Origin of the sequence: Microbacterium sp. LMI12-1-1.1, from assembly GCF_040676455.1 — a bacterium.
Lineage (GTDB): Bacteria > Actinomycetota > Actinomycetes > Actinomycetales > Microbacteriaceae > Microbacterium.
Window position 1 is genome coordinate 1163750 of record NZ_JBEGIA010000012.1, and the last position, 22686, is coordinate 1186435.

At 69.8% G+C, this 22686-nt stretch carries 17 protein-coding genes; 9 read left to right on the forward strand and 8 right to left on the reverse strand.

Annotated features, from left to right (window positions below; all coding sequences use genetic code 11):
* Positions 1 to 4 precede the first annotated feature (4 nt).
* The 7 genes from MRBLMI12_RS13740 to MRBLMI12_RS13770 all read right to left on the reverse strand — a co-directional run bounded on the left by MRBLMI12_RS13740 (position 5) and on the right by MRBLMI12_RS13770 (position 11439).
* Complete coding sequence (locus MRBLMI12_RS13740; protein ID WP_363356987.1) at positions 5 to 1624, reverse strand: sugar transferase; 1620 nt, start codon at positions 1622 to 1624, stop codon at positions 5 to 7.
* Positions 1625 to 2288: 664 nt separating this feature from the next.
* Positions 2289 to 3203 carry a class C sortase gene (locus tag MRBLMI12_RS13745; RefSeq protein WP_363356988.1) on the reverse strand — a complete coding sequence of 305 codons (915 nt, stop codon included), beginning with the start codon at positions 3201 to 3203 and terminating at the stop codon, positions 2289 to 2291.
* 98 nt (positions 3204 to 3301) lie between these two features.
* Complete coding sequence (locus MRBLMI12_RS13750; RefSeq protein ID WP_363356989.1) at positions 3302 to 4780, reverse strand: SpaH/EbpB family LPXTG-anchored major pilin; 1479 nt, start codon at positions 4778 to 4780, stop codon at positions 3302 to 3304.
* 80 nt (positions 4781 to 4860) lie between these two features.
* Positions 4861 to 7833 carry a hypothetical protein gene (locus tag MRBLMI12_RS13755; protein WP_363356990.1) on the reverse strand — a complete coding sequence of 991 codons (2973 nt, stop codon included), beginning with the start codon at positions 7831 to 7833 and terminating at the stop codon, positions 4861 to 4863.
* 352 nt (positions 7834 to 8185) lie between these two features.
* Positions 8186 to 9073, reverse strand: coding sequence for a hypothetical protein (locus MRBLMI12_RS13760; protein WP_363356991.1), 888 nt, complete (start codon positions 9071 to 9073; stop codon positions 8186 to 8188).
* A 12-nt stretch (positions 9074 to 9085) separates the two neighbouring features.
* Positions 9086 to 10777 carry a polysaccharide biosynthesis tyrosine autokinase gene (locus tag MRBLMI12_RS13765; RefSeq protein WP_363356992.1) on the reverse strand — a complete coding sequence of 564 codons (1692 nt, stop codon included), beginning with the start codon at positions 10775 to 10777 and terminating at the stop codon, positions 9086 to 9088.
* A gap of 71 nt (positions 10778 to 10848) precedes the next feature.
* Entirely contained in the window at positions 10849 to 11439 is a 591-nt protein-coding gene (locus tag MRBLMI12_RS13770; protein ID WP_363356993.1) for a low molecular weight phosphatase family protein, read from the reverse strand.
* Positions 11440 to 11473: 34 nt separating this feature from the next.
* On the opposite strand from MRBLMI12_RS13770, the gene MRBLMI12_RS13775 reads away from it, so the two are divergent.
* From MRBLMI12_RS13775 to MRBLMI12_RS13790, 4 genes are all read left to right on the forward strand, one after another.
* On the forward strand, positions 11474 to 12328 hold the full coding sequence (locus tag MRBLMI12_RS13775) for a CPBP family intramembrane glutamic endopeptidase (RefSeq protein ID WP_363356994.1): 855 nt from the start codon (positions 11474 to 11476) through the stop codon (positions 12326 to 12328).
* Between the two features lie 317 nt (positions 12329 to 12645).
* Positions 12646 to 13170 carry an LPXTG cell wall anchor domain-containing protein gene (locus MRBLMI12_RS13780; RefSeq protein ID WP_363356996.1) on the forward strand — a complete coding sequence of 175 codons (525 nt, stop codon included), beginning with the start codon at positions 12646 to 12648 and terminating at the stop codon, positions 13168 to 13170.
* Positions 13171 to 13240: 70 nt separating this feature from the next.
* A complete protein-coding gene (locus MRBLMI12_RS13785) occupies positions 13241 to 13981 on the forward strand; it encodes a CPBP family intramembrane glutamic endopeptidase (RefSeq protein WP_363356997.1) in 741 nt (246 codons plus the stop codon).
* 161 nt (positions 13982 to 14142) lie between these two features.
* Positions 14143 to 15990: an HNH endonuclease signature motif containing protein gene (locus MRBLMI12_RS13790; protein WP_363356998.1), complete on the forward strand. Its 1848-nt coding sequence runs from the start codon at positions 14143 to 14145 to the stop codon at positions 15988 to 15990.
* A gap of 55 nt (positions 15991 to 16045) precedes the next feature.
* Here the strand turns inward: MRBLMI12_RS13790 and galU are convergent, their stop codons facing one another.
* Positions 16046 to 16939 (reverse strand): UTP--glucose-1-phosphate uridylyltransferase GalU, encoded by an 894-nt coding sequence (gene galU, locus MRBLMI12_RS13795; RefSeq protein ID WP_363356999.1) that lies wholly within the window; start codon positions 16937 to 16939, stop codon positions 16046 to 16048.
* 304 nt (positions 16940 to 17243) lie between these two features.
* Here galU and rplM point away from each other — a divergent pair, with 304 nt between their 5' ends.
* From rplM to MRBLMI12_RS13820, 5 genes are all read left to right on the forward strand, one after another.
* Entirely contained in the window at positions 17244 to 17690 is a 447-nt protein-coding gene (rplM, locus tag MRBLMI12_RS13800) for a 50S ribosomal protein L13 (RefSeq protein ID WP_308867931.1), read from the forward strand.
* A gap of 25 nt (positions 17691 to 17715) precedes the next feature.
* Positions 17716 to 18192 carry a 30S ribosomal protein S9 gene (gene rpsI, locus MRBLMI12_RS13805; protein ID WP_349426437.1) on the forward strand — a complete coding sequence of 159 codons (477 nt, stop codon included), beginning with the start codon at positions 17716 to 17718 and terminating at the stop codon, positions 18190 to 18192.
* A 16-nt stretch (positions 18193 to 18208) separates the two neighbouring features.
* Positions 18209 to 19567 (forward strand): phosphoglucosamine mutase, encoded by a 1359-nt coding sequence (gene glmM / locus MRBLMI12_RS13810; RefSeq protein ID WP_363357001.1) that lies wholly within the window; start codon positions 18209 to 18211, stop codon positions 19565 to 19567.
* Positions 19568 to 19746: 179 nt separating this feature from the next.
* The gene (locus tag MRBLMI12_RS13815) at positions 19747 to 21660 is read left to right on the forward strand and encodes a hypothetical protein (RefSeq protein ID WP_363357002.1); all 1914 of its coding nucleotides are present in this window, start codon (positions 19747 to 19749) and stop codon (positions 21658 to 21660) included.
* A 98-nt stretch (positions 21661 to 21758) separates the two neighbouring features.
* On the forward strand, positions 21759 to 22598 hold the full coding sequence (locus MRBLMI12_RS13820) for a universal stress protein (RefSeq protein ID WP_363357003.1): 840 nt from the start codon (positions 21759 to 21761) through the stop codon (positions 22596 to 22598).
* Positions 22599 to 22686: the final 88 nt, after the last annotated feature.

Sequence of the window (22686 nt, forward strand, 5' to 3'; positions counted from 1 at the left end):
GTCTCTAGTGGGCGGTATCGCCCGGGCTGAGGGCTGCTTTCGCGGTCTTCGCGAGGATCCCCATGTCCCCGATAAGTGACCAGTTCTCTACGTACGACAGGTCCAGGCGCACCGACTCTTCCCACGAGAGTGCGGAGCGTCCGCTCACCTGCCACAGGCCGGTGATCCCTGGCTTCACGAGGAAGCGGCGGTGCACGTGGTCGGCGTACTGCGCGACTTCCTTGGGCAGCGGCGGACGTGGGCCCACGAGGGACATGGATCCGCCGAGGACGTTGAAGAGCTGCGGCAACTCATCAAGGCTGAACTTGCGCATGATGCGGCCGACCGGCGTGACTCGGGGGTCGTTCTTCATCTTGAAGAGGACCTCATTGCCGGAGTCGCGTTCTTGCTTCGCGAGCTGCTCGAGCAGATCCTCGGCGTTGACGACCATTGAACGGAACTTCAGCATCGTGAACTCGTCGCCGCGCAGGCCGATGCGCGTCTGACGGAAGAGCACGGGACCTTGGCTGGTGAGGCGCACGCTGATGGCAAGGAACGCCAGCAGTGGGCTGAGCAGTACAACGCCGATCAGACTGGCCGCAAGATCCACCGCACGCTTCACAAGCCGTTGACCGCGGCTGAATTTGGGGGTCTCTACGTGAATGAGCGGCAAGCCGGCGACCTGGCGGGTGTGGAGGCGAGGACCCGCGATGTCGACGATGCTCGGCGCAAGTACCAGATGCTGGTGGCCAGCCTCCAGCGCCCAGGAGATCTGCTTGACCTTCATCGGCGGCAAGTCGTCGGTGCTCGTCACCGCGACCGTGTCTGCACCGGTAGCTGCGATGGCGAGTCCTACGTTGTCGACGCTGCCCATGACGGGCACGGACGTCCCGGCGATAACGTCCGCCACCTTGCCCGACGGCACGCAAGCGCCGACAACTTGGTATCCCGCAGTCGGCGACCGGTGCAGCTCACGGGCGATGGCAGCGACAGACTCCTCGGATCCCACCAGGAGGACTCTTGCCGAGTACCGCCCGAGCCCGCGCTCTGCGATGAGCCACTGGCGCCACAACCAGCGCTCGAGGAGCAGGACGAAGATGCCCAGCGGCAGCGCGATCAGCAGATAGCCGCGCGCAACATCTACGCGGAGGAGGAACGCGAGAATGGCGATCGCGCCGAAGAGAGTGAAGCTTGCACGGGCGACCCGCACGTACTCAGTGTTGCCGGCACCGATGATGCGGTGGTCGCGGGAGTCGATGAGGGACAGAGCCCACATCCAGGCGATGATCACGACCGCAGAGAAGCCCCAATACGAGAGTTCGTTGAAGCGAGAGTCTTCGCGGATGGCGACTTGCGCATTGCCCCAGCCGAACCAGAGCAACTGCGTGCCGTAGACGGCCCAGACGAGGACGAAGAGGTCGCTGAACCAGAGTCGCGCGGCGTAGTCACGGCGCCAGGAGGGGCGGCGTTGCTCAGAGGTGCGGGCCGTTTCGACCCGCTCGCTCCTCGCTCGCTCAACGACCGGGCGAGACGTGGCGGACGATGTGTCCGCGCCGCTCTCAGGGGTCGCCGAAATAGCGGCTGCCCGTGCCTGGGGATGGGCTGGCGACTCCGTTGGCGCGTCGATGTGGGGATTCGACGTCACGATGCCTTCTCGCTTTTGTGGTGGATTACCCGGCCACCATCGGCAGAGTAGCAGGTGTTTGTTTCGGCCGAATAGCTGAAATCCGCATTCGCATCCATGGGGGAGGAGAGAACGGCGACTCCACTATTAGAGCCCTCTCATCCTGCTCATGTCCATGTTTCGCTGCGTGGCGTTCAGGCTCAGGATTCGCTCAAGGCCGGAGGGTGACTGTGGGTGTCGCTGGTTACTATGCGGTTCCTCTGTCTGTCGATTTGCGCTGGTTCGCGGTGTGTGTTATTTACGCGCCCGCGATTGTGACCACATGTGAATCGCGGGCGTTTCGGCTCTGCGTTTCGACTCGCAAGCTCGCTCAACCACCGGGAGGGGTGCTCGACGGTTGGGCGCGTTTCGACTCGCAAGCTCGCTCAACGACCGGGTGGGGTGGTCGACGGCTCGGGGGCGTTTCGGCTCGCAAGCTCGCTCAACGACCGGGTGGGGTGGTCGACGGCTCGGGGGGGCGTTTCGACTCGCGGGCTCGCTCAACGACCGGGAGGGGTGTTGGACGGTTCCGCGCGCTTCGACTCGCGGGCTCGCTCAACGACCGGGAGGGGTGTTGGACGGTTCGGCGCGTTTCGACTCGCTCGTTCCTCGCTCGCTCAACGACCGGAGGGGAAGGGGGCGGCGGTCAGCGGGCGGGGCGACGGCGCGACGAGAAGACCACGTAGGTGCCCGCCACCAGGACCGCGCCGCCGAGGCCCAATGCCCAGTAGGGGAACCCGGGGATGTCGGGGCGCTGGCCTGCGGCATCCATGTCACGAACCGGGGTGGGGAGGATGCGCTCGCCGGTCACGAGGATGCGGTGGGTGTTGATGCCGAGGGGTGTGCAGGTGACGAGGGTGACGAGGTCGGCGCCGCGCTGCGCGTAGAGGGTCTCGGTCTGCTCGGGTTCGACGACCTTCGTGTCGGTCACCTGGTAGGTCAGCACTTCACCGAAGACCTCGATCGTGAAGGTGTCGCCGACGGTGACCTTGTCGAGGTTGGTGAAGAGCTCGGCGTCGGCGAGACCGCGGTGTCCGGTCAGCACGGAGTGCGTGCTCGGGCCGCCGATCGGGAGGGCGGTGCCCTCGAGGTGGCCGATGCCCTTCGCGAGGGTCGCGTCGCTCGTGCCGTGGTAGATCGGCAGGTCGACATCGATCGAGGGGATCTTGATGCGGGCCATCAGGCCGGTGTCGTCGGCGTGCAGGAGCTGGTCGTAGCCGGACTCGGCGCCCGCCTGGGCGAGAGGTTTGTTCTCGCCGGCGGCGACCACCGACGTGCCGTCGACGAGCGCATCGTTGTAGGCAGCGGCATCCTGGATCGCGGCATGACGCGACTCGACCGTGAGATCTCGCACCGTCGCGGAGTAGGCGTCGATGCGCTGCGACTGCTGGTACTGCGTGAACCAGGCCGCCGTTGAGGGGTAGAGCAGCACGGCGATGCCGAGCACGAAGCCCAGGGCGAGCGCTGCCGCCGGCCACGGGAAGCGGCGCCGCGCACGCCGACGCGACCGGTCCCGCAGTGGCGGTTCCGGTCGCGTCGGTTGCTGGAACGTGAGAGTCACACGGGTCTTTCGGGTGAGAGGGACGGTGGCGGGCGCTAAGGGGAGGGGGCCCGCCACCGTCCGGTTTCACCGCCGTCGGGGGACGGCGGCGAATCGGGTCAGGCGTTCGCTTTCGCGCGACGGCTGATAAGCACCGCCGCACCGACGGTGATGGCCACGAGGGCCGCGCCGCCGACACCGAACCAGAGGGCGCCGTCACCACCGGTGAGCGGCAGCTCCCACGCGGGAACCTGCTCGTTCTCGACCTTGACGAAGTTGACCGACGTGGTGGCCTGGCCGGCCACGACCTGCACCTGACGCGGCGTGGCGTCGAGGACATAGCCCGCGGGCGCCGCCGTCTCGACCAGCCAGTACGTGCCCGGTCGCAGCGACGGGATGTTGAGGAGGCCGCCGGCGGCGGTGGTCCACTCGCTCGCACCCGCGACGGTCACCGGCTTCGTGCCAGCCTCGTCGAGGAAGAGCGCGAACTTCGCACCGGTGAGCGGAACCTCGGGGTTCGCGTCGGTCTTCGCGTACTTCAGCACACGCAGCTGACCGACGGTCGTCGTGGTCGACGCCGTGAGCTCGCTGTCGTTCACGACGCTGATCGCGTCGTTCTCGATCACGCCGTTGGCGGGGATCGCCTTGACCTGCGTGAGCACGGTGAACGTGACGGTGCCGCCCTGGGCGCCGGCGAGCTTGGTCAGGCCCGACGCGGTGAAGGTGACGGCCAGCTCGTTCGCGCCCACAGGAGCGATCGAGTAGTCGCCGGCGACGAGCGCGACCGGTGCGTTGCTGCCGTCGGTCACGATGACCGAAGAGGGCGCGATGCCGAGGGCCGTGGCCTGTGCATCGGTGACGAACGCGAGCTGAGCCGGGTCGAGCTGGTCGCGCACGACGAACTCCGAGAGCTCCTCGCCGTCGGCGAGCACGGGCACGCCGGCCACGATCTGCCAGCGGACGAGGTCGCCGAAGGCGAGCTCTCCGGCGGTGGGCGCGACGACCGTCTTCTCGAGGTCGGTGACGCCGTTCTTCGGGTAGACGTGGACGTCGTAGATCCACTCGTTCGGGTTCTCGGCGTCGGGGCCGGTCGGGAACGGGATCGTCACGAGGAACGGCGCGGCCTTGTCGGTCACCGTCGAAGGCGAGTTCGTCTCGGTCACGAGGTACAGCGCGTACGGCAGGTTCGCCGTGGCGACACCGCCGTTCGCCGTCGTCACACTGGTGACGGGCGTGAGACCCGCAGTGGTGGCGGCGGCGATCGGGTCGGCCGCGTCGGCGATCGCCTCGACGGCATCCCAGCCTGCCGTCGTGGTGAGCGCGGGCGTGGTCACCTTCTGAACGGTGAACTCGACGCCGTCGAGACCGATGCCGGTGAAGCCCGGGATCTGCTCGCCGGTGCCGGGGTCGAGCGGGCTGTCGGCCGTGCGCTCGTACTTGTGGATGGTCAGCGAGCCGGACTCGCCGGTGATGTTGCCGACGTTGACGGGAGTCACGGGCGTTGCGGACGCGGGCGTGGCCACCGCGACGGCGCCAAGGATCCCCAGAGCGAGGGCGCCGACGGCGGCGGTCAGCCGCTTCGAAATGGACGTGGTCATGTTGATCTACTTCCCCAGAAAGTTGGTCAAGTGGTGCTTCGGATGGATGATTCGAAAAGTTCGGGTCTCGTCGGATCGGGTCAGGCGGTTCCTCGCTTCATTCGGCGGGCGGCGCGCCACGCGGTCACGGCGACGACCGCCGAGACGATGGCTCCGCCCAGGAGCAGGAAAGCGTCCGACGCGGTGCCACCGGTGAGCGGCAGCACGACCGCGGGCACCTTGTCGTTGACGAATCGGTAGGTTGCATGCTCGCCGGCGACGAGCTGGATGTCGGCCGAACCGACGTCCTCCCAGTTGGCGTCGACCGCCGGGTCGGTGCCCGGCTTGAGCTTCTGCAGCGCGAGGTTGCGGTACGCGATGGTGCCGTCGCTCGTCGTCTCGGCCAGCGTGTACGTGTGCGCGGGACGCACCTCGAACGTGTTGCCGGCGCTCGCCGTGGTCGCCCCCGCCGTCTGCAGGGCCGCGAGCGTGAAGCCCGAGGCCGGTGTGCCGGTCAGCGTGAAGTCGGCGGGCACCAGACCCGAGCCGTCAGCGGTCTTCTTCAGCAGCGTGAGCTTCGCGGTCGTGTTGGTGACGGTGCACACCACCTGGTCACCGGCCACGATGTTGACGCGGCCATCGGCGACCGTGACCGCCTTCTGAGCCTGATTCACGCACGCCCAGGCGCCCTGCTGAACGTAGGTGTCCGGGCCGCCGGCCTCGCCCAGCTGGTAGGCGACACCTGGCGTCACGTCGGCGCTCGCCTTGGGCGCGCCTGTCACGCCCTGGGGCCCCGGAAGCGATCCTTGAGGACCGGATGCCGACAGGGTCCACGTCGTCGCAGCGACCTCGCCGTACGAGACCTTCTTGACGAGAGTCAGGTTGGTCGCGAGCTTCTTGTTCACGAAGGTGCAGTCCACGGTCGAGCCCGGGGCGATGTCTTCGAGCTTGGCGCCGGCCTCGTTCGCGAGCGTCACTTCGCGCTCTTCACCAGAAAGGGTCACCACGATGCACGAGCCCTCGACGAAGGTGTAGGGAATCGGCTGAGTCGTGGACTCCGAGATCGTGATGTCGGTCGTGGTGTTCACAGCACCGTGCTTGAACGTCCACGTAGCCGCACCATTGGCGCCGGTCTGCTGCGTCCCCGCCTTCGGGGTCGAGGTAAGGGTGCCGTTCTGCGCGCCGCTCGCGGCCGCGCCGACCGTCCAGCCCACGCCGGGTGCCGGGTTCTTGCCGGCCGCGTCCTGCACGACCTTGTGAACGGTCACCTCGGTGAGCAGCGGCGCATTGGTGAACATGCACACGACGCTTTGCCCGCTGCTCGGGATCGTGACGCTGCCCGACGTGCCGGCACCGCTCGCCGCCGGCGATAGCGGCACATCATCGACGGTGCACGCGTAACTGGACGCGTAGTCGGCGAGGTTGGCTCCATTCGATCCCGCCTCGGAGAGTGCCAGCGTTGCACCGCGAACGGTGGGCAGCGGCCCGATCTGCGCCGTCTGCACGCCGATGCTGGATCCGGTCGTCGTGGCCTGCCCGAGCGTCGTGCCGCTCTGAGCGAGGGTGAGCGCGAACTGATCCGCCGCGTTGACGCGGCCTCGCACGTCCTTCTTGATGGTGATCGTCGCGGGGGAGCCGCACGATGCCAGGTCGGTGCTGCTGCTCATGTCGTCGGTGATCGTCGACGCACCGCTCCAGTCCGGCATGTTGTAGCGGCGAAGCTCGCTGCCGGCGCCGAGGAACGCTCGTCCGTCGGCATCGAACGCGACGCCGTTGACGTTGCTCATGGTCGTGAACGACGCGGATTGCGAGGACGGGATCAACCCGCCGCCGGCACCCGCGAGGTTCGCCGCGGTGATGCTGAAGACGGTCGTCGACGACCCGCTGCCGCGCACCACGAACAGGTTTCCGCTGTTGTCGAACGCCATGTCGCCGTTGGTGGCGGACGCGCTCGAGCCGGTGGTGATGTAACCCACGGAGGTGAACCGCGGTGACTCGCCGGGGTTGTAGCGCCAGATGCGGAACTGCTTGCCGTCCGCGGTGAAGCCCCCGAACATGAACTTTCCGCTCGACAGGCTCACCGCTCCCGCGACCAGGGAGTTCCCGAGCTTCGTGTCGAGGTGATCGCCCGTGTTCGTCCACGAGTTGGTCGCGGGGTTGTATGTGTAGATGTTCGCGGTCTGGTCGCTGTTCGTCCGGTTGTATGCGTACACCGGCGAACCGCCGTTTCCGATCCCGATGCCGTTGAAGCTCGACACGTTTCCGGCCTGCGCGAGGTTGGTGATCGCGCCGTTGGGGGCGACTTGGCGCAACCAGCCGCTGCCGGAGACCTGGTACACGTAGCCGGGCTGGCACTTGATCCTGTCGCTGGCCCGAGCGACGCTGAACGTGCCGAAATCGTAAGTCTTGTTCTCCCAGCCGGAGGGCGTGTTGCCATCTCCCGGGATGGTCTGCCACTCGTTGCCCGCCACGGTGAAGTAGTACCCCGCGGGTGCCGTCTGCTGACGAACCCGGTAGCGGTTGGAGCTAGAGATCGTGTGATCGTCGATCGCCTTCACCAGGAACTCACCGGCGTCGGCATCGAGGTCGGGGCCGGCGCAGGGCGTCGAGACGCAGTCCGGAACGGTGACGACCTCGTTCCAGTTGGAATTGAACCTGCCGGTGCGCGGGCCCTGCAGCTGGAACGTCGCGCCGGCGACAAGCACGCCGTCCAGGTCGCGGACATCCCAGAAGACGTAGGACGTGGTGGCTCCGTCCGGTCCCGCTGCGAGGGACGAGATCGCGGTCTGCTCGTCAGTGTCCGAGAAGCGGAGTGCGGTGAAGTCGGTGACCTGAGGCTCGATCTCGCCGCCGGTCGGCGTCGCGTCGGGCGTGGGCGCGGTGTCGGCGGGCTCCGGCGCGGTCGAGCTCGGGCTCGGCGCAGCCGCCTCAGTGGGCTGCGCGTCGGGCGTCGGCGACGGCAGGGCGAGGGCGGGTGCGAGCCCGCCGAGCACGAGGCCCGCCGAGAGCACGGTGGCGGCGACCGCACCGGCCGAGCGCCGCGTACGGCGACGGTTCCGAGCATGCTGGCGCATTTCGCGGCGCGATGAGGCGTCGTGGTTCATATCGGTGCCCCCCAGAGGCATCGCTCAAGAAGGCAGCCCCAAACCCGACGCGCCCCCACGGCGCACGGGCTCTGCCCTCAGAATTGCCGCGCTTCGCGAGACCGCCGGTGAACTTCGGGTACCCGGCGTCGCGGCGAAAGGCGACATTCCCGAACCTAGGGGTGCCGATCGAAACGGTTCAAGTCCATTACGCGACTTGAGGAGAAACCGCGGTGATCTTGAGGTTCGGCCGCGTGCGACTACGCCGCTCAGCAACCGGACAAAGCAACCCGGTCGGAGCTATGCCGGACGGGGGATATGTCCCTTGTCGATGGCCGTCACGTCAAGGGATGCCGACGAGCGCATCACCGATCCACGCCACGACGCCATCACCCCGAGCTGCGATCGCGACGGCGCCTGCGGCATCCGTCCCCTCCGCGCAGCCCACCGCCGACGCGACACCGGACATGTCGGCGGCCACGCGCGCAATCGCGATGCCGGCGCAGTCGGCGGCCTGATGCGCGACCAGGATGTCGGAATCGTCGACCGCCACCGCCAGTGCGCGCTCGGGGGCGAGGGGGACCCACTGCGCACCCGACCATGACCACGCCCGGTCGTCGCACACCAGTGCGACCACGTCGCCGAACGCGTGGAGTCCGAACGCGGCCGGGCACGGCGCGGGAACGGGGCCGGACGGCAGCTGCACGGACCCGGCATCGCGCAGGTCGACGTAGCGGGAGGCGGCGAGCACGTCGGGGTAAGAGTCCCAGAACTCGCCGCGCGTGTAGGTGCGCAGCGCCTGAGCCTCGCAGCCGGCAGTCGCGCCGACCAGTTCGGCGTCGCGGGCGGAGAAGGCCTCGAGCGTCTGCACCTGGGCGATGCCGAGGTAGGCCGGCGTGACGTCGGTCCAGGTCGCGCCCTGGTCGTACGAGCGCTCGACGACGGGCGCGGGGCCGGCGCACGAGCCGGCGGTCGCGCGCCACCAGACCTCGGAGCCGATCGCGAGCATGCGGGCCTGCGTGAGGTCCACGGCGCTCGCCGTGGGCGTCGGTGTCGGCGTCGGCGTCTGGGTCCGAACCCCCACCGAGAAGGTCGGCACCGGCTGGGCCTCGCCCCGGGCGGCGTCAGGATTGGCGTGCTGGTACGCGGCCCACGCGAGCCCCGCAACCACGACGACGAGCGCGAGCACTCCCGTGATCGCGAGCCACCTCGCCGCGCCGAACCGTCGCATGGGGCCGGTGGCTCAGGGCAGGGGGTCGTTGCGGCCGGGTGACGTCGGCGCTCCGCCCGCCTGACGGACGATGTCGTCGATCGTGATCCCCCCGTCCAGCGGAGTCGCTCGCGGCTCCTCCGGCGGCGTCGCCGGCATCGACCGCACCGGCGCCGAAGCGGAGGGAGCCGCCTGAGACACCGGGCGAGCAGCCGCGGGAGTCTGGCGCGCCAGAGCGGCAGCGGGCTGAGCCGCACTGGGCTGAGCGGGCGCGAAGGTCTCCGTGGGCGTGCTCGCGGGAGCGGACTTCGCGGTCTTCGCGGACTTCGGGGGCTTGGTGCGCTTGGCCTTCTTCGCCGGAGCCGCGTCGACGTACCCGTACGAGCCGTAGCCATAGCCGTAGGCGTAGGAGTCCGGTCCGCGCGTGGGAACCATCGTCATCGCGATGCCCGCGATGTGTGCACCCGCGGTCTGCAGCGCGTCGATCGCACCCGACAGCTGATGGCGGTTGGTGTGACCGGCCGACACGATGAGAATCGCCCCGTTGGTCTGCTTCGCCAGGATGGAGGCATCCGTCACGGGGAGCAGGGGAGGGGCGTCGCACAGCACGATGTCGACGTCGCGCTCGAGCGCCTCGAGCAGCTGGCGCATGCTCTTCGAGCCGAGCAGCTCGCTCGGGTTCGGCGGGATCTTGCCGGCGGGCAGCACGTAGAGGCTGCGGTTGCCCCACGGGAGCATCACATCGCTCAGGCGCGCGCGGCCGATCAGCACGTCGGTGAGACCTGCGCCGCCCTCGATGCCGAGGTACTCGGCGACCTTGGGCTTGCGCAGATCGGTGTCGAGCAGGGCCACCCGCTTGCCCGCGTCGGCGAGTGCGATCGCGAGGTTGATGGCGGTCGTCGACTTGCCCTCGCTGGGCACGCTCGAGGTGATCACGAACGACGCGCGCCCCTCGTTCTCGAGGAACTGCAGGTTCGTGCGCATCGACCGGAACGACTCGGCCCGCGGGCTGAGCGGATCGGCGTGCACGATGAGCGGCCGTTCCTTCGCCCGCGGGTCGAAGGCGATGGCGCCGATGATCGGGCGATCGCTGACCTGCTCCACGTCGCGCGGCGTGCGGATGCGCGTGTCGAGCACCGCGCGCAGCACCGCCACGCCGATGCCCAGGGCCAGACCGACCAGGGCGCCCAGCGCCAGATTCAACGGCACGTTCGGGCTGGAGGGAGTGAGCGGCGGCAGCGCGTCCTTCACTCGTTCGAGGCTGACCGGGCTCGTGTCGGTGCCGTTGGGTGTCTCGAGCTGCTCCACGACCGCCGTCAGCGACATCGCGAGCGCGTTCGCGGTCTCGGCGGCGCGCACCGGATCGGCATCGGTCACCGTGATCGTGATCAGCGTCGTGTTGAGCGCGGCGGATGCCTCGACCCGCGCGCCCAGGTCGTTCGCCGTCGTGCCGAGCCCGAGCTCGGCGATCACCGGGTTCATCACGATCGGCGTCGTGACGAGGTTCGTGTAGGTCTGCACGCGGGACTGCGTGAAGTTCGATCCCTGCTGCAGATCCTGGATCGTCGAACCCGACTGGGTCGACACGAAGACCGTGCTCTGCGCCTCGTACTGGGGCGTGCGGGTGAGCGACCAGGCTGCGGCGATGCCGATGCCTACAAGGGTCGCCACGACGATGATGACCCAGTTCTTGCGGAGGATCCGGATGTAGTCGGTGAGCTCCATGTCGCCTCTCGCGGGGGTGCCGGTGTGGTTCGTGAATTCTTACACAGGGCCAGGTCGAGGCCCGGAACGGGTTACGTCAGCGCAGCGCGCACTGTCGCTGCGACCGCCGTTACGGCGGGCTCGAGCTGCTGCGCCGACAGCAGGTAGGTCTCCCACGGCTGCCGGTACGGGTCGATCACATCGTCGTCGTCGGGATCGTCCGGTGGGGGCACGAGACCGCGATACGACGCGACGACGGATGCCGCAGCCCGCAGCTTCTCGGACGGTGAGGCGGCGGCATCCGCCGCCGCCCGCAGCTCGTCGGCGGGCACGGCCGCGGCCAGTCGAGCGAACTCACGGATCGTGAACGTCGAACGCAGGCGAGACGGCGCCAGCTCGGCGATGGCACGGCGATGCACGCGCGTCATCGCGAGGATCAGGTCGGGCGTGTCGAGGTGCTGTTCGGTGAGGAACCGCGAGCGGTGGGCGTCCGTCTCGGCGGCGGGGACGCCGAGCGCCCGCGCGATATGCGCCGCCTCGACCGTCATCGGCGCCGCGGGCAGACCGCGCGTGCCGGCGCTCGCGACGTAGGGAGCGAGGTCTGCGAGCCGTGCGCGCAGCAGCTGCTCGGCGAGCGGCGAACGGCAGATGTTGCCCGTGCAGACCGTGAGGATCGCGAACAAGGGGATGCCTCCACGGGGCGGGTAACGTAGGCGCGTGCCTGACCAGCCTAGCGACGCCACGCCCACGGTCGATGTGTGGGCGATCCAGCCGCCGACCGCCGCGATCGTCGACGCGGACGGCGGCGACGCCCCCGTGGACGAGCCGGCGCCGAGGCGCTCGCGGCGCGGTTCGCACGAGGCTCGCACCGACTGGCGTCTGGGCGGGCGCACCGTGCTGCGGTGGCGCGAGGCGCTGCTGGCCGTCGCCCTGGTGTCGCTGGGCGCCGCCGTGCTTCTCGGGTCGCTCGTCGCCACGGTGTGGGATTCGCCGTGGGCTGCGGCATCCGCCACCGTCCTCATCTGGATCGGGATGCTGGGCCCGATCGTCTGGGCGTTCACCCGGTCGCGACCGATCGGCCTGCTGCGGCTGCGAGCCATCGACCTGCTCTACGGGCTGGTGCCGGGCGCACTCTTGCGCACCACCCAGGGATGGATCGAAGGGCTGGATGGCAGCGCGGCGACGCTGCCGACCCTGCTGCAGGTCGACGGCTCGTGGGCGCTCTCGACGATCGCACTCGACGTCGTGGCGCCCATCGTGGTCGCGCCGCTCGTCGAGGAGTTCTTCTTCCGCGCCGTGGTGCTCGTCGCGCTCTACACCGTGCTGCGGCGCCCGTTCGGCAAGCTCACCGCCGGACTGGTGGCAGCGCTCGCCTCGACCGCGTTGTTCGTGCTGGTGCACGGCATCTCGGGCGACGGCGGTGCGAGCGGCGTGGTGTCGCTTTCGCTTCTGGGGATGGTGTGCGCGCTGCTGGTGCTGCTGACCGGGCGCATCTGGGGAGCCGTGCTCGTGCACGCGGTCTACAACGCCTCGTACGTGGGTCTGGGCCTGCTCGTAGGCGCAATGACCTAGGTCTTCGGGCATTTCGCGTGGGCTCAATTTGTCCCCCGAATGGGGGACATTTCGCACCTCGCCTTCAATATGTCCCCCGAAAGGGGGACATTGGGGCATCTCGGATCGTCCTTTCGCCATTGTGGGGGACGCGCAGTTTGTGTTTTGTCCTCCGTTCGGGGGACAGGTGCGACAATTTGTTACTTTCTGGAAACCTTGGCCCTCTCGCCAAACTCTCAGAATGCGATAGCGTGTGACACGTCGGGCGACCGGGGAGCGCTTGCCCGACACAAATCCCCCCAGCCGATGACGTGCCAATTACTCGGGAGATCTCTGCCATGTTCAAGAAGACTTTCGCCGCGATTGCTGTCGCCGGCCTGCTGGTTCTCGGCGGCGCCGGTGCGGCATCCGCCGACTACACGCCTGACCCCCCGACGGTTGTCGTGAGCGACACCACGCCGGCTGTGGGTCAGACCATCACCATCACGTTCAACAACCTGAACGTCCCCTTCGTCCGCATCACGGTCACCCCCGGCCAGGGCGTCACCCTCGCATCGCTGGTCCACGCCGCAGGTAGCGGCGGGGTGGAGAAGCAGGTCGTCGACGGCTCGGCTTCGGTCCAGTTCACGGCCAGCCAGACCGGCACCTACGTCGTCACCGCCGTGGACGGCGAGGGCAACGTGGTTGCCACGCAGACGCTCACCGTCGGGACTGCCGCTGCCGGCGGTGGCTCGGCCCAGCTGCCCGCCACGGGTGGCGAGGTTCCGGGTGCGTTCATCTGGCTCGGCGTCGGCGCCATCGGCCTCGGCGGCATCGCCGTCGCGGCTGCGGTCGCCCGTCGTCGCGCTGCTGCCAACCGCTGACCTACGACATCACGAAGACCCCGGGCTGCGGCCCGGGGTCTTCGTCTTTTTCCGCAGCACGAGGGGTGCGATGGTGAACGACGGGGCCGATGTGTCGGTAGATGCGCCGGGCCGCCGGCGCGCGTGGCGACATCCATGGGTGGCACTGGCGGTGGCGGCCGTCGGCGCACTGCTCGCCGCGGCGGTGATCCTCTGGCTCCCGTCGGTGCACGCGGTGATCTTGGCCTGGCCGCTGATCCTGGTCGCGTTCGTCGACCTGGTGCTGCTGTCGGCTCCGCTGCTCGGCGCGGTCATCATGGCCGCCCGGGTGACGCAGGAGCGGTTCACGGTGGCCACCGGGTTGCGCGGATTCTCGTGGATCGACGTCGTTGCGGGGCTGGGTGTCGGGTTCGTCGCGCGAGCGATCGTGGAGCTCGTCGCGCCCTCCACCGGTGGCCTCGGGGGCGGGCTGATCCCGGATGGCTCGAGCGTGATGGCCGCGATGATCGTCACCCTCGCGGGCGCCGTTCTCGTCACTCCCGTGATCGAGGAGCTGTTCTTCCGCGGATTGCTCCAGCGCTCGTTGGGCGATGCGCTTGCCGGCGCGGGGCGGTGGGTCGCCGGTCCGGTGGCCGTGCTCTTCTCGACGGCGCTGTTCGCGGGATTGCACGCACTGGCGGCAGGACCGTTCGTCCCCGTCGGCCTGCTGCTCGGCACCGTCGCTGTGGGGCTGGGGTGCGGCGTGCTGACGCTGCTGACCGGCAGGCTCGCCGGGGCCTTGACGGCGCACGTCGTCTTCAACGCGGTCGGGGCCGCGCTGCTGATCTGGTGAGGCGGCGGGGCGCAGCATCCGTTCCTCTTATATAGAGGGATCGTGAGGTGCGGTTGTCGGCGGGGAGCGTTCGGGCGTGGACGTGCCGGAGCGGCGGGGATTCGAGTCACGTGGATGCGAACAGAGATTCGAATGTCAGGGGTTGGTGAGATGCTTCAGATATGAACATCCTCACCGATCTGCGGGGCCGGCTCGACCGGCTCGCGGCATGGTCGGAGCTGGATGTCGATGCTGAGGCGCTCCCGTCGAGCGCGGCGCGGCTGAGCGATTCGTCGGTGCTCGAGGTCCTCGCCGAGGTCGGCGCGATCGCGAACGACGCCGACCGGTTGCAGGCGGTGCTCGCCGGAGTCGCGGCCACGAGGTCCTCGCGCGAGCGCGGTCAGGGTGGCCTCGCCGCGGGGCAGGGGTTCTCCACGCCCGAGAAGCTGATCCAGTCGATCACCGGCGGCACGAGGGCCGACGCTGTGCGCCAGGTGCGCGTCGGCAAGTCGCTCGTGGAGGGGACGGATGCTGCGCCTCCGGCGGTCATGCCAGGCGGCGACGTCTCGGGGGTTCCGGTGCTTCCGGGGTTCGGTGCCGACGGGGTCGGCAGCGGCTCGGGCGATGGACATCCGGGGACCGTTGCTGACGACGAGGTCGGCGGTCTCGTGCCGGATGAGACGCCGGTGCGGGTGGGGCCGTGGGATGAGCCGCTGCGGCGGGGACTGCTCGATGGGCGGCTGACGACGGCACAGCATGACGCGATCCGGCGGGGGCTCGGTGAGCCTCGAGTGGCGACCGCTGAGCGCGGTGCCGTGCCTAGCGCGAACGATACGCCGGGCGAGTCTGGCCCGGGTGGTGTTGCGGGCGCGGGTGGGGCGGATGCACCCGGAGACGACGGGGATCCGGGGGCGGAGTCGATGCTCTTCCCGCCGGTGGATCCGGCTGAAGAGGCCGCGCGCGAAGCGATGGTGCGTGAGGCGTGGACGCTGGCGGCGGAAGCGCTCGCGGCGGAGGCGTCAGGGCAGCCGGTGGAGGAACTGGCGAAGCGCGCGCGGACCATGCGGGACATGCTCGACCCGGTCGGGGCCGAGGAACGTTACGGTCGACGGTTCGAGAACCGCGGATTCCGGATGTGGATCGACGCGGATGGGCAGGAACGCGGCACGATCGCCTTCGACGATGAGATGGGCGCGTTCGTGCGGTCCGTGCTAGCCGCGGGGCTGCGCCCCCGCCGCGGCGGACCGCGCTTCATGACCGACGAAGAGCGTGCGGCCGCGGAGAGCCTCATCGAAGACCCGCGCACGAACGACCAGCTCGCCTATGACCTGCTGATGGACATGACTCGCGCCGGCGCGCTCGCCGAGGCGAAGCGTGTGTTCGGATCCCGGCAGCCGGGTGTGCGGATGGTCGTCGTCAAGGACGCCGGACCCCGCGATGCCTTCGGTCGACCGGTCGCGGTCGGGCACGACATGGACGGCGGATGCGCGCTGCCGGGTTCGGTGATCGACCGCAACGCGTGCGCGAACGGGGCCATCGAGGTCATCGTCGATCCCGAAGGCAACCCGTTCGACCTCGGGCGTGAAGCCCGCATCTACTCAGCCGCGCAGCGACTCGCGCTCGCGGTCCGCGACGGCGGCTGTGTCTGGCCCGGCTGCGACCGACCACCGTCGTACTGCGAAGCCCATCATTGCGACCACTTCGCTGAGGGCGGAGAGACGAACGTCGATCGGGGCGTGCTGCTCTGCAGGTTCCACCATATGAAGCTGCACAACACCGGGTGGCGCATCACCAGAGACGGGAAGGGGACGTTCGTGCTCCGCCCGCCGGCCGGCGAGGGCGGCCCGATCGTGCTCGTCTCCAAGTCGGCGTGGAGCTGGGCGTGGGATCCACCCCGACCCCCCGACCGCGCCGAGTGGCGGCAACCGCCGGATCTTCCGCCGAGACTCGGCAGCCCGGGCGCGTGGACCCACGAAGGGTCACACCCCGTGGGGCATGCCAGGGGCGGCGGACTGAGAACCGGCACCTGAGTCGGCATCCGAGTTGGCATCCGAGCCGGCAGCGTCCGTGAGCACGGCGTCCGGCTCAGTCGAGCTGCGGTGCGAGTTCCTTGATCCACTGGGCGAGTTCGGGGCCGAGGTCCTCGCGGTCGAGCGCGAGCCGGATGCTCGACTTCAGGTAGTCGAGGCGATCGCCGGTGTCATAGCGGCGACCTGCGAACACGACACCGAGCACCGGTCCGGCGACCTGCTCGTCGTCGGCGAGCACCTCGAGGGCATCCGTCAGCTGGATCTCGCCACCCTTGCCGGGATCGGTGCGCTCGAGCACGTCGAAGATCTCAGGCTTGAGCACGTAGCGACCGATGATCGCCAGGTTGCTCGGTGCCTCGTCGGCCGACGGCTTCTCGACCAGAGCCTTGATCTTCACGATGTCGGCTTCGTCGGTGGGCTCGACGTCGGCGCACCCGTACAGGTGGATCTGGCTCGGATCCACCTCCATGAGCGCGACGACCGTCGCCGACCGGCCCTGCGAGACCTCGATCATGCGGGAGAGCAGCGGGTCGCGGGCGTCGATGAGGTCATCGCCGAGGAGAACGGCGAAAGTCTCGTTGCCGACGTGCTTGCGGGCGCGCAGCACCGCGTGACCGAGACCGCGCGGGTCGCCCTGGCGGACGAAATGGACGTCCGCGAGCGAACTGGAATGCATGACCCGCTCGAGCTTCGTCATGTCGCCCTTGCGGTGAAGCGTGTCCTCGAGCTCGGTCACGCGGTCGAAGTGGTTGGCGAGCGCGTTCTTGTTGCGTCCGATGATGACGAGCACATCGTCGATGCCCGCGGCCACCGCCTCTTCGACGACGTACTGAATGGCGGGCTTGTCGACGACGGGGAGCATCTCCTTCGGCATCGCCTTGGTGGCAGGGAGGAAGCGCGTGCCCAAGCCTGCGGCGGGGATCACTGCTTTGATCGACGGTGCATTCATGAGAAGAAGGTTAGAGACGTCGTGTGAACGAGGTGTGACAGATGTCGCACGATATGCCGCGTGAACGAGCCGGCGCGTGAGGCGCACGGCGTGGCGCTCCCGACATGACGAGGTCTGCGGGTAATGCGCCGGTTTGGCCGAGGCATCCGTGTCGCGTACTATTGATCTTTGGTGTGCGGCTCAGCTGACCCGGCACCACGAACGTGAGCCCTCCACTGGCGTGTTCCGCCTCCGATCCGGAGCAGAACCACCCCGGAGTGGGATTCACGAACTCCTCCGTTCGAATCAAGAAAGCAGCACTACTGTGACGCGCACTTACACCCCCAAGGCTGGCGAGATCCAGCGCGAGTGGCTGGTCATCGACGCGACTGACGTCGTCCTCGGCCGTCTCGCCTCGCACGCCGCCACCCTCCTCCGTGGCAAGCACAAGCCGACGTTCGCACCGCACGTCGACCAGGGCGACTTCGTCATCATCATCAACGCCGAGAAGGTCGCGCTGACGGGCCAGAAGCTCGAGCAGAAGAAGGCGTACCGTCACTCGGGCTACCCGGGCGGCCTGAAGTCGGTCACCTACTCGGAGCTCCTCGAGAAGAACCCGGTCCGCGCCGTGGAGAAGGCCGTCCGCGGCATGCTCCCGAAGAACTCGCTCGGCCGCGACCAGCTGTCGAAGCTCAAGGTGTACCGCGGTGCCGAGCACCCGCACGCCGCGCAGAAGCCCACCGCGTACGTTTTCGACCAGGTCGCCCAGTAAGCGCCGTAGAGACAAGGACACACTGATGGCGAACATCGAAGAAACCCCCACGAGCTACTCCACCGAGTCCCAGGTCGACGAGACCGTCGTCGCCGCCGAGCGCCCCGTGCTCTCGGTGTCGGGTGCGGCCGTCGGTCGCCGCAAGCAGGCCATCGCCCGCGTGCGCGTCATCCCCGGCTCGGGCACCATCACCGTCAACGGCCGTGCGTTCGAGGACTACTTCCCGAACAAGCTGCACCAGCAGCTCATCACCGACCCGTTCACGGTGCTCAACCTCACCGACGCGTACGACGTCATCGTGCGCATCTCGGGCGGTGGCCCCTCGGGCCAGGCCGGCGCGCTGCGCCTCGGCATCGCTCGTGCGCTCAACGAGATCGACACCGAGAACAACCGCCCGACCCTCAAGAAGGCCGGCTTCCTGTCGCGTGACGCCCGCGTCATCGAGCGCAAGAAGGCCGGTCTCAAGAAGGCCCGCAAGGCGCCTCAGTACTCGAAGCGCTGATCGGCTTCATCTCCGTATGCCGATCTTTGGCACGGACGGGGTGAGGGGGCTGGCCAACGGCCCCCTCACCGCCGATCTCGCACTGTCCCTGGCCCAGGCGACCGCCGTCGTCCTGGGCCAGGGCCGTACTGCCGAGGCGCGTCGCGCCGCCGGCAAGCGCCTCAGCGCCGTCGTCGCGCGCGACCCGCGCGTCTCGGGCGAATTCCTCTCGGCCGCCGTCGAGGCGGGTCTCGCCTCCTCGGGCGTCGACGTCTTCGACGCCGGCGTGCTGCCCACCCCGGCAGCCGCGTTCCTGATCGCCGACATGGATGCCGACTTCGGCGTCATGGTCTCGGCATCCCACAATCCCGCTCCCGACAACGGCATCAAGATCTTCGCGCGAGGTGGCGTGAAGCTGCCCGACGTCGTCGAGGAGCGCATCGAGAGCGCGATGTCCGGCCCGAAGCTGCTGCCCACCGGCGGCGCCATCGGACGCATCCGCCGGTTCGCCGACGCCGAAGACCGGTACGTCGTGCATCTGCTCGGCTCGCTGCCCCACCGCCTGGACGGCCTGCACGTCGTGCTCGACTGCGCGCACGGTGCGGCATCCGGAGTCTCTCCCGAGACCTTCAAGGATGCCGGCGCCCGCGTCACCGTCATCGGCGCCGACCCCGACGGCATCAACATCAATGACGGCGTCGGCTCGACGCACCTCGACGTGCTGTCGCAGGCGGTGCTCGAGCACGGTGCCGACGTCGGCATCGCGCACGACGGCGACGCCGACCGCTGCCTCGCGGTCGATGCGACCGGCAAGATCGTCGATGGCGACCAGATCATGGCGATCCTCGCGGTGTCGATGAAGAGCCGCGGCCGCCTGAAGGACGACACCCTCGTCGCCACCGTGATGAGCAACCTCGGCCTGCACCGCGCGATGTCGGCTCACGGCATCCGCGTCGAGACGACGGCGGTCGGCGACCGCTACGTGCTCGAGCGCATGAACGAGGGCGGCTTCTCGCTCGGCGGCGAGCAGTCCGGCCACGTCATCATGAGCGACTACGCCACGACGGGCGACGGCGTGCTCACCGGTCTGCATCTCGTCGCCGAGATGGCACGTACCGGCAAGACCCTCGCCGAGCTCGCCTCGATCATGACCGTGTACCCCCAGGTGCTCGTGAACGTGCGCGGTGTGGATCGTACGCGTGCGGGCTCCGACGACGTGGTTCAGGATGCCGTCGCCCGCGCCTCGGCCGAGCTCGGCCTCTCCGGACGCGTGCTGCTGCGACCCTCGGGCACCGAGGAGATGGTGCGAGTGATGGTCGAGGCGGGGTCGGAGGACGACGCCCGCCGGCACGCCGACGCGCTCGCCGATGTCGTGCGGGAGCGGCTGGCGCTGTAGCTCTCGCCGTCGGTGCGCGTTGCAGGCGCGGCGCAGACGCGGCGCCGGCGGTGGACGGTCGACCCACAGGGTGACCGTCCCGATCCGGCGACCCCACTGACCAGGGGAAAACCCCCATGCTGCACGCGCCCTCTCGGACGTACACTGGCGTCCTCTCAGCGATGAGGACGGAGCTGAGCATGGGACTTCGGGGGAAGACCGGCGCACCGCACGGCGCTCCGTCGCGGCCACACGACGAGCACGACGACGACCTCGAGGCGGAACGCGAGCGCGAAGCGGCGCTCGCTGGACTGTTCGGCCCGCTCCGCGTGGGGGAGCGGGAGCAGCCGATCGCCGTGGCCGCCGCCAGCGCCCGCGTGATGGCGCATCACGGTGCCGCTGCGGCGTCGGTCCCGGCGACCGCGCCGACCGTGGCCGCGCTGATGTCGGTCCCGCCAGCGCGTGTCACCGTTCCGGCGCCGTCTCCGGCTCCGGCTGCGGCTGCGGCTCCGGCTGCGGCTCCGACTGTCGCGGTGTCGCCTGACGCGCAGATAGTCCGCCCGGCGAAGCCGGCCGCGGCCGTCGCGGCGGCGTCCGAGACGCCCATCGCTGGCCCGGCGAAGCCGGCTCCTGCTCCGGTCCCCGCCGTCGTGATGTCGCCTGACGCGCAGATAGTCCGCCCGGCGAAGCCGGCTCCACCACTTCCGCCCACCATTGTCGCTGCGACCCCGGCTCCGGTGCTCGCTCCGGCGCCCGCCGTCGCGGCGGCATCCGAGACGCCCATCGCTCGCCCGGCGAAGCCGGCTCCGCCACTTCCGCCCACCATTGTCGCTGCGACCCCGCCGGGGATCGCCGCGGCCATCGCCGTACCCGCCGACATCGGCGGCGATTCCCTCGCCACTGGGGGACCCGCGGCGAGCGCGCCCGGATCAGGGGACAGTCCGCGCGCGCTCGCCGCGATGGGTCCAGGGGGCCCCGCGCCTGCCCCGGTCGATGATCAGGTCGTGCCTCCGCGCGCGGCGCCGCTCGGGGCCGCGCCTGTCGTCGAGGCGCAGCGCACGGCACCACCGAACACGGCCGCGACCGCGCCGGGCACCAGACGCCCCGCGCGAAGGAGTGCGGCGGCGCGCTGGGGGCTGGTGGCGGCATCCGTCATCGTCGTCGGAGCGCTCGCGACCGCCGGAACCGTCACGGTGCAATCCGCGATGGCCCGAGACCGGCTCGCAGCCGCCGTCGCTCAGCTCGACGAGGCCGAGGCGGGCGTCGTCGCGGCGCAAGCGGACCTCGACGCCGCGATCGTCGAGGACGCCGCGCTCGGCGCTGCCGGCGACGCCGCTGTCGCCGCCACCGAACCCGTCCTCGCCCAGCTCGGAGGGATCAGCGACGACGCGGCGCTGCAGGCAGCCCAGGTGGCGTTCGACGATCTGAACGCGGGTGCTGCCGGCACCTCGCCCGTCGCCGGCCCGGACACAAGCGCGCGGACGGGGGCCGACACGACGGATGTCGAGGCCGTCACCGCTGCCACGGACGACGCCGATGACTTCCGCGCCGACCTCGTCGCTGCGGCATCCGATGTTCGCGCGGACTCCGCGGCGCTGCAGGGCCGGATCGACGCGCTGCACGCGGCGCTCCTCGCGCTCGGCGCGACGCTGCCGACCTCCGCGGATCGGATCGCCGCCGAGAACCCGCTGCCGGGGGCCGAGCTGCGAGACGCGGTGCTCGGGGCAGCGGCGGCAGCCGCAGCGGCACGCGAGGACGCCGACGCCCTCGCGGCGATGGGGTCGTACGCGGGCGCGGTGGCTGCGCTGCGCGGCGAGCAGGAGCGGCTCGCCGCCGAACAGCAGCGGCTGCGCGAGCTGGAGCAGCAGCGCGCGGCGCAACGGCAACGGTCGCAGCAGTCCCCGGGCCAGACACCGGCTCCGGCACCCGCGCCGGACCAGGGTTCTGCGCCGCAGACCCCCTCCGCACCCTCGCCGCAGCCCGACCCGCAACCGGAGCCCGACCCACAGCCGGAGCCCGACCCGCAGCCGGATCCGGAACCGGAACCCGAACCGGAACCGGACCCCGGCCCGGGCAACGGCTGGCCCTGGGGGCCGTGGCCGGGGCAGGGCTGAGGCGGCGCATCCATCCGCGCGCCTCGACACCGCGCAGGCGGCGGTCCCGGCCGCGCGCCCCGTCACCGCTACTCTGAGGGCAGCCGAGAGGAGACACCGTGGTCGAACCTATTGTCGTCGGAGTCACAGACGCCCCCGCCGCGCTCCGGGCGGTGGAATGGGCGACGAAACGCGCGTCGGCCCACCGCCTTCCCCTCAAGCTCATCGAGGTCGTGGGCGGCGCGGTCGGCGCGATCGGCGAGGACGAGGTCCTCGAGCGCGCGGTCGCGGCAGCACGCGAACGCGTCGAGGCCACGGCATCCGCTCTCCCTCGCCTCGGCCTGAAGGTGTACATGAGGGTCGATCGCGGCAATCCGGTCGCGGTGCTGACGGATGCCTCGGCCCACGCGTCGCTGCTGGTGATCGGGAGCGATCAGCAAGACGGATCCGGGGGACGCCGCGGCGCGCACGGGCAGCGGATCGCCGCCGGCGCGCACTGCCCGGTGGTGGTCGTGCCCGACGTGGACGTGTCGAAGCGCACCGGGGTGGTGGTGGGCGTCGACGGCTCACCGGCGTCGGAGAAGGCGATCGCGTTCGCGGCCGCGGAGGCGGATCGCCTCGGTGAGCCGCTGATCGCCGTCGCCGTATGGACCCCGCTCGAGGCGCCGCGCAACATGGCGGCCGTCTACCCCGCGGAGTATCTCGAGAACATGGAGAAGCTCACCGCCGAGGCCCTCGGCCTGTCGCTCGCCGGGCTCAGCGCGCAGTACCCCGACCTCGAGATCCAGCGTCGTGTCGAGCGGGGGTATCCGTCGCAGATCATCAACGAGCTCGCATCCTCGGCACGGCTCGCGGTGGTCGGGTCGCGCGGACGCGGCGCGCTGGCGCGCTTCCTGCTCGGTTCGGTCAGTCAGGACGTGCTCAGCCGGCTCGCGACCGTCACCGCCGTCGTGCGCTGAACCTCGGCGCCCCGCACTCGTGCGGGCGGGTGCGTCGCGTCGTCTGCACGCCGTTCCTGCACCGGACTCGCGGGGCGACGTCGCCGCG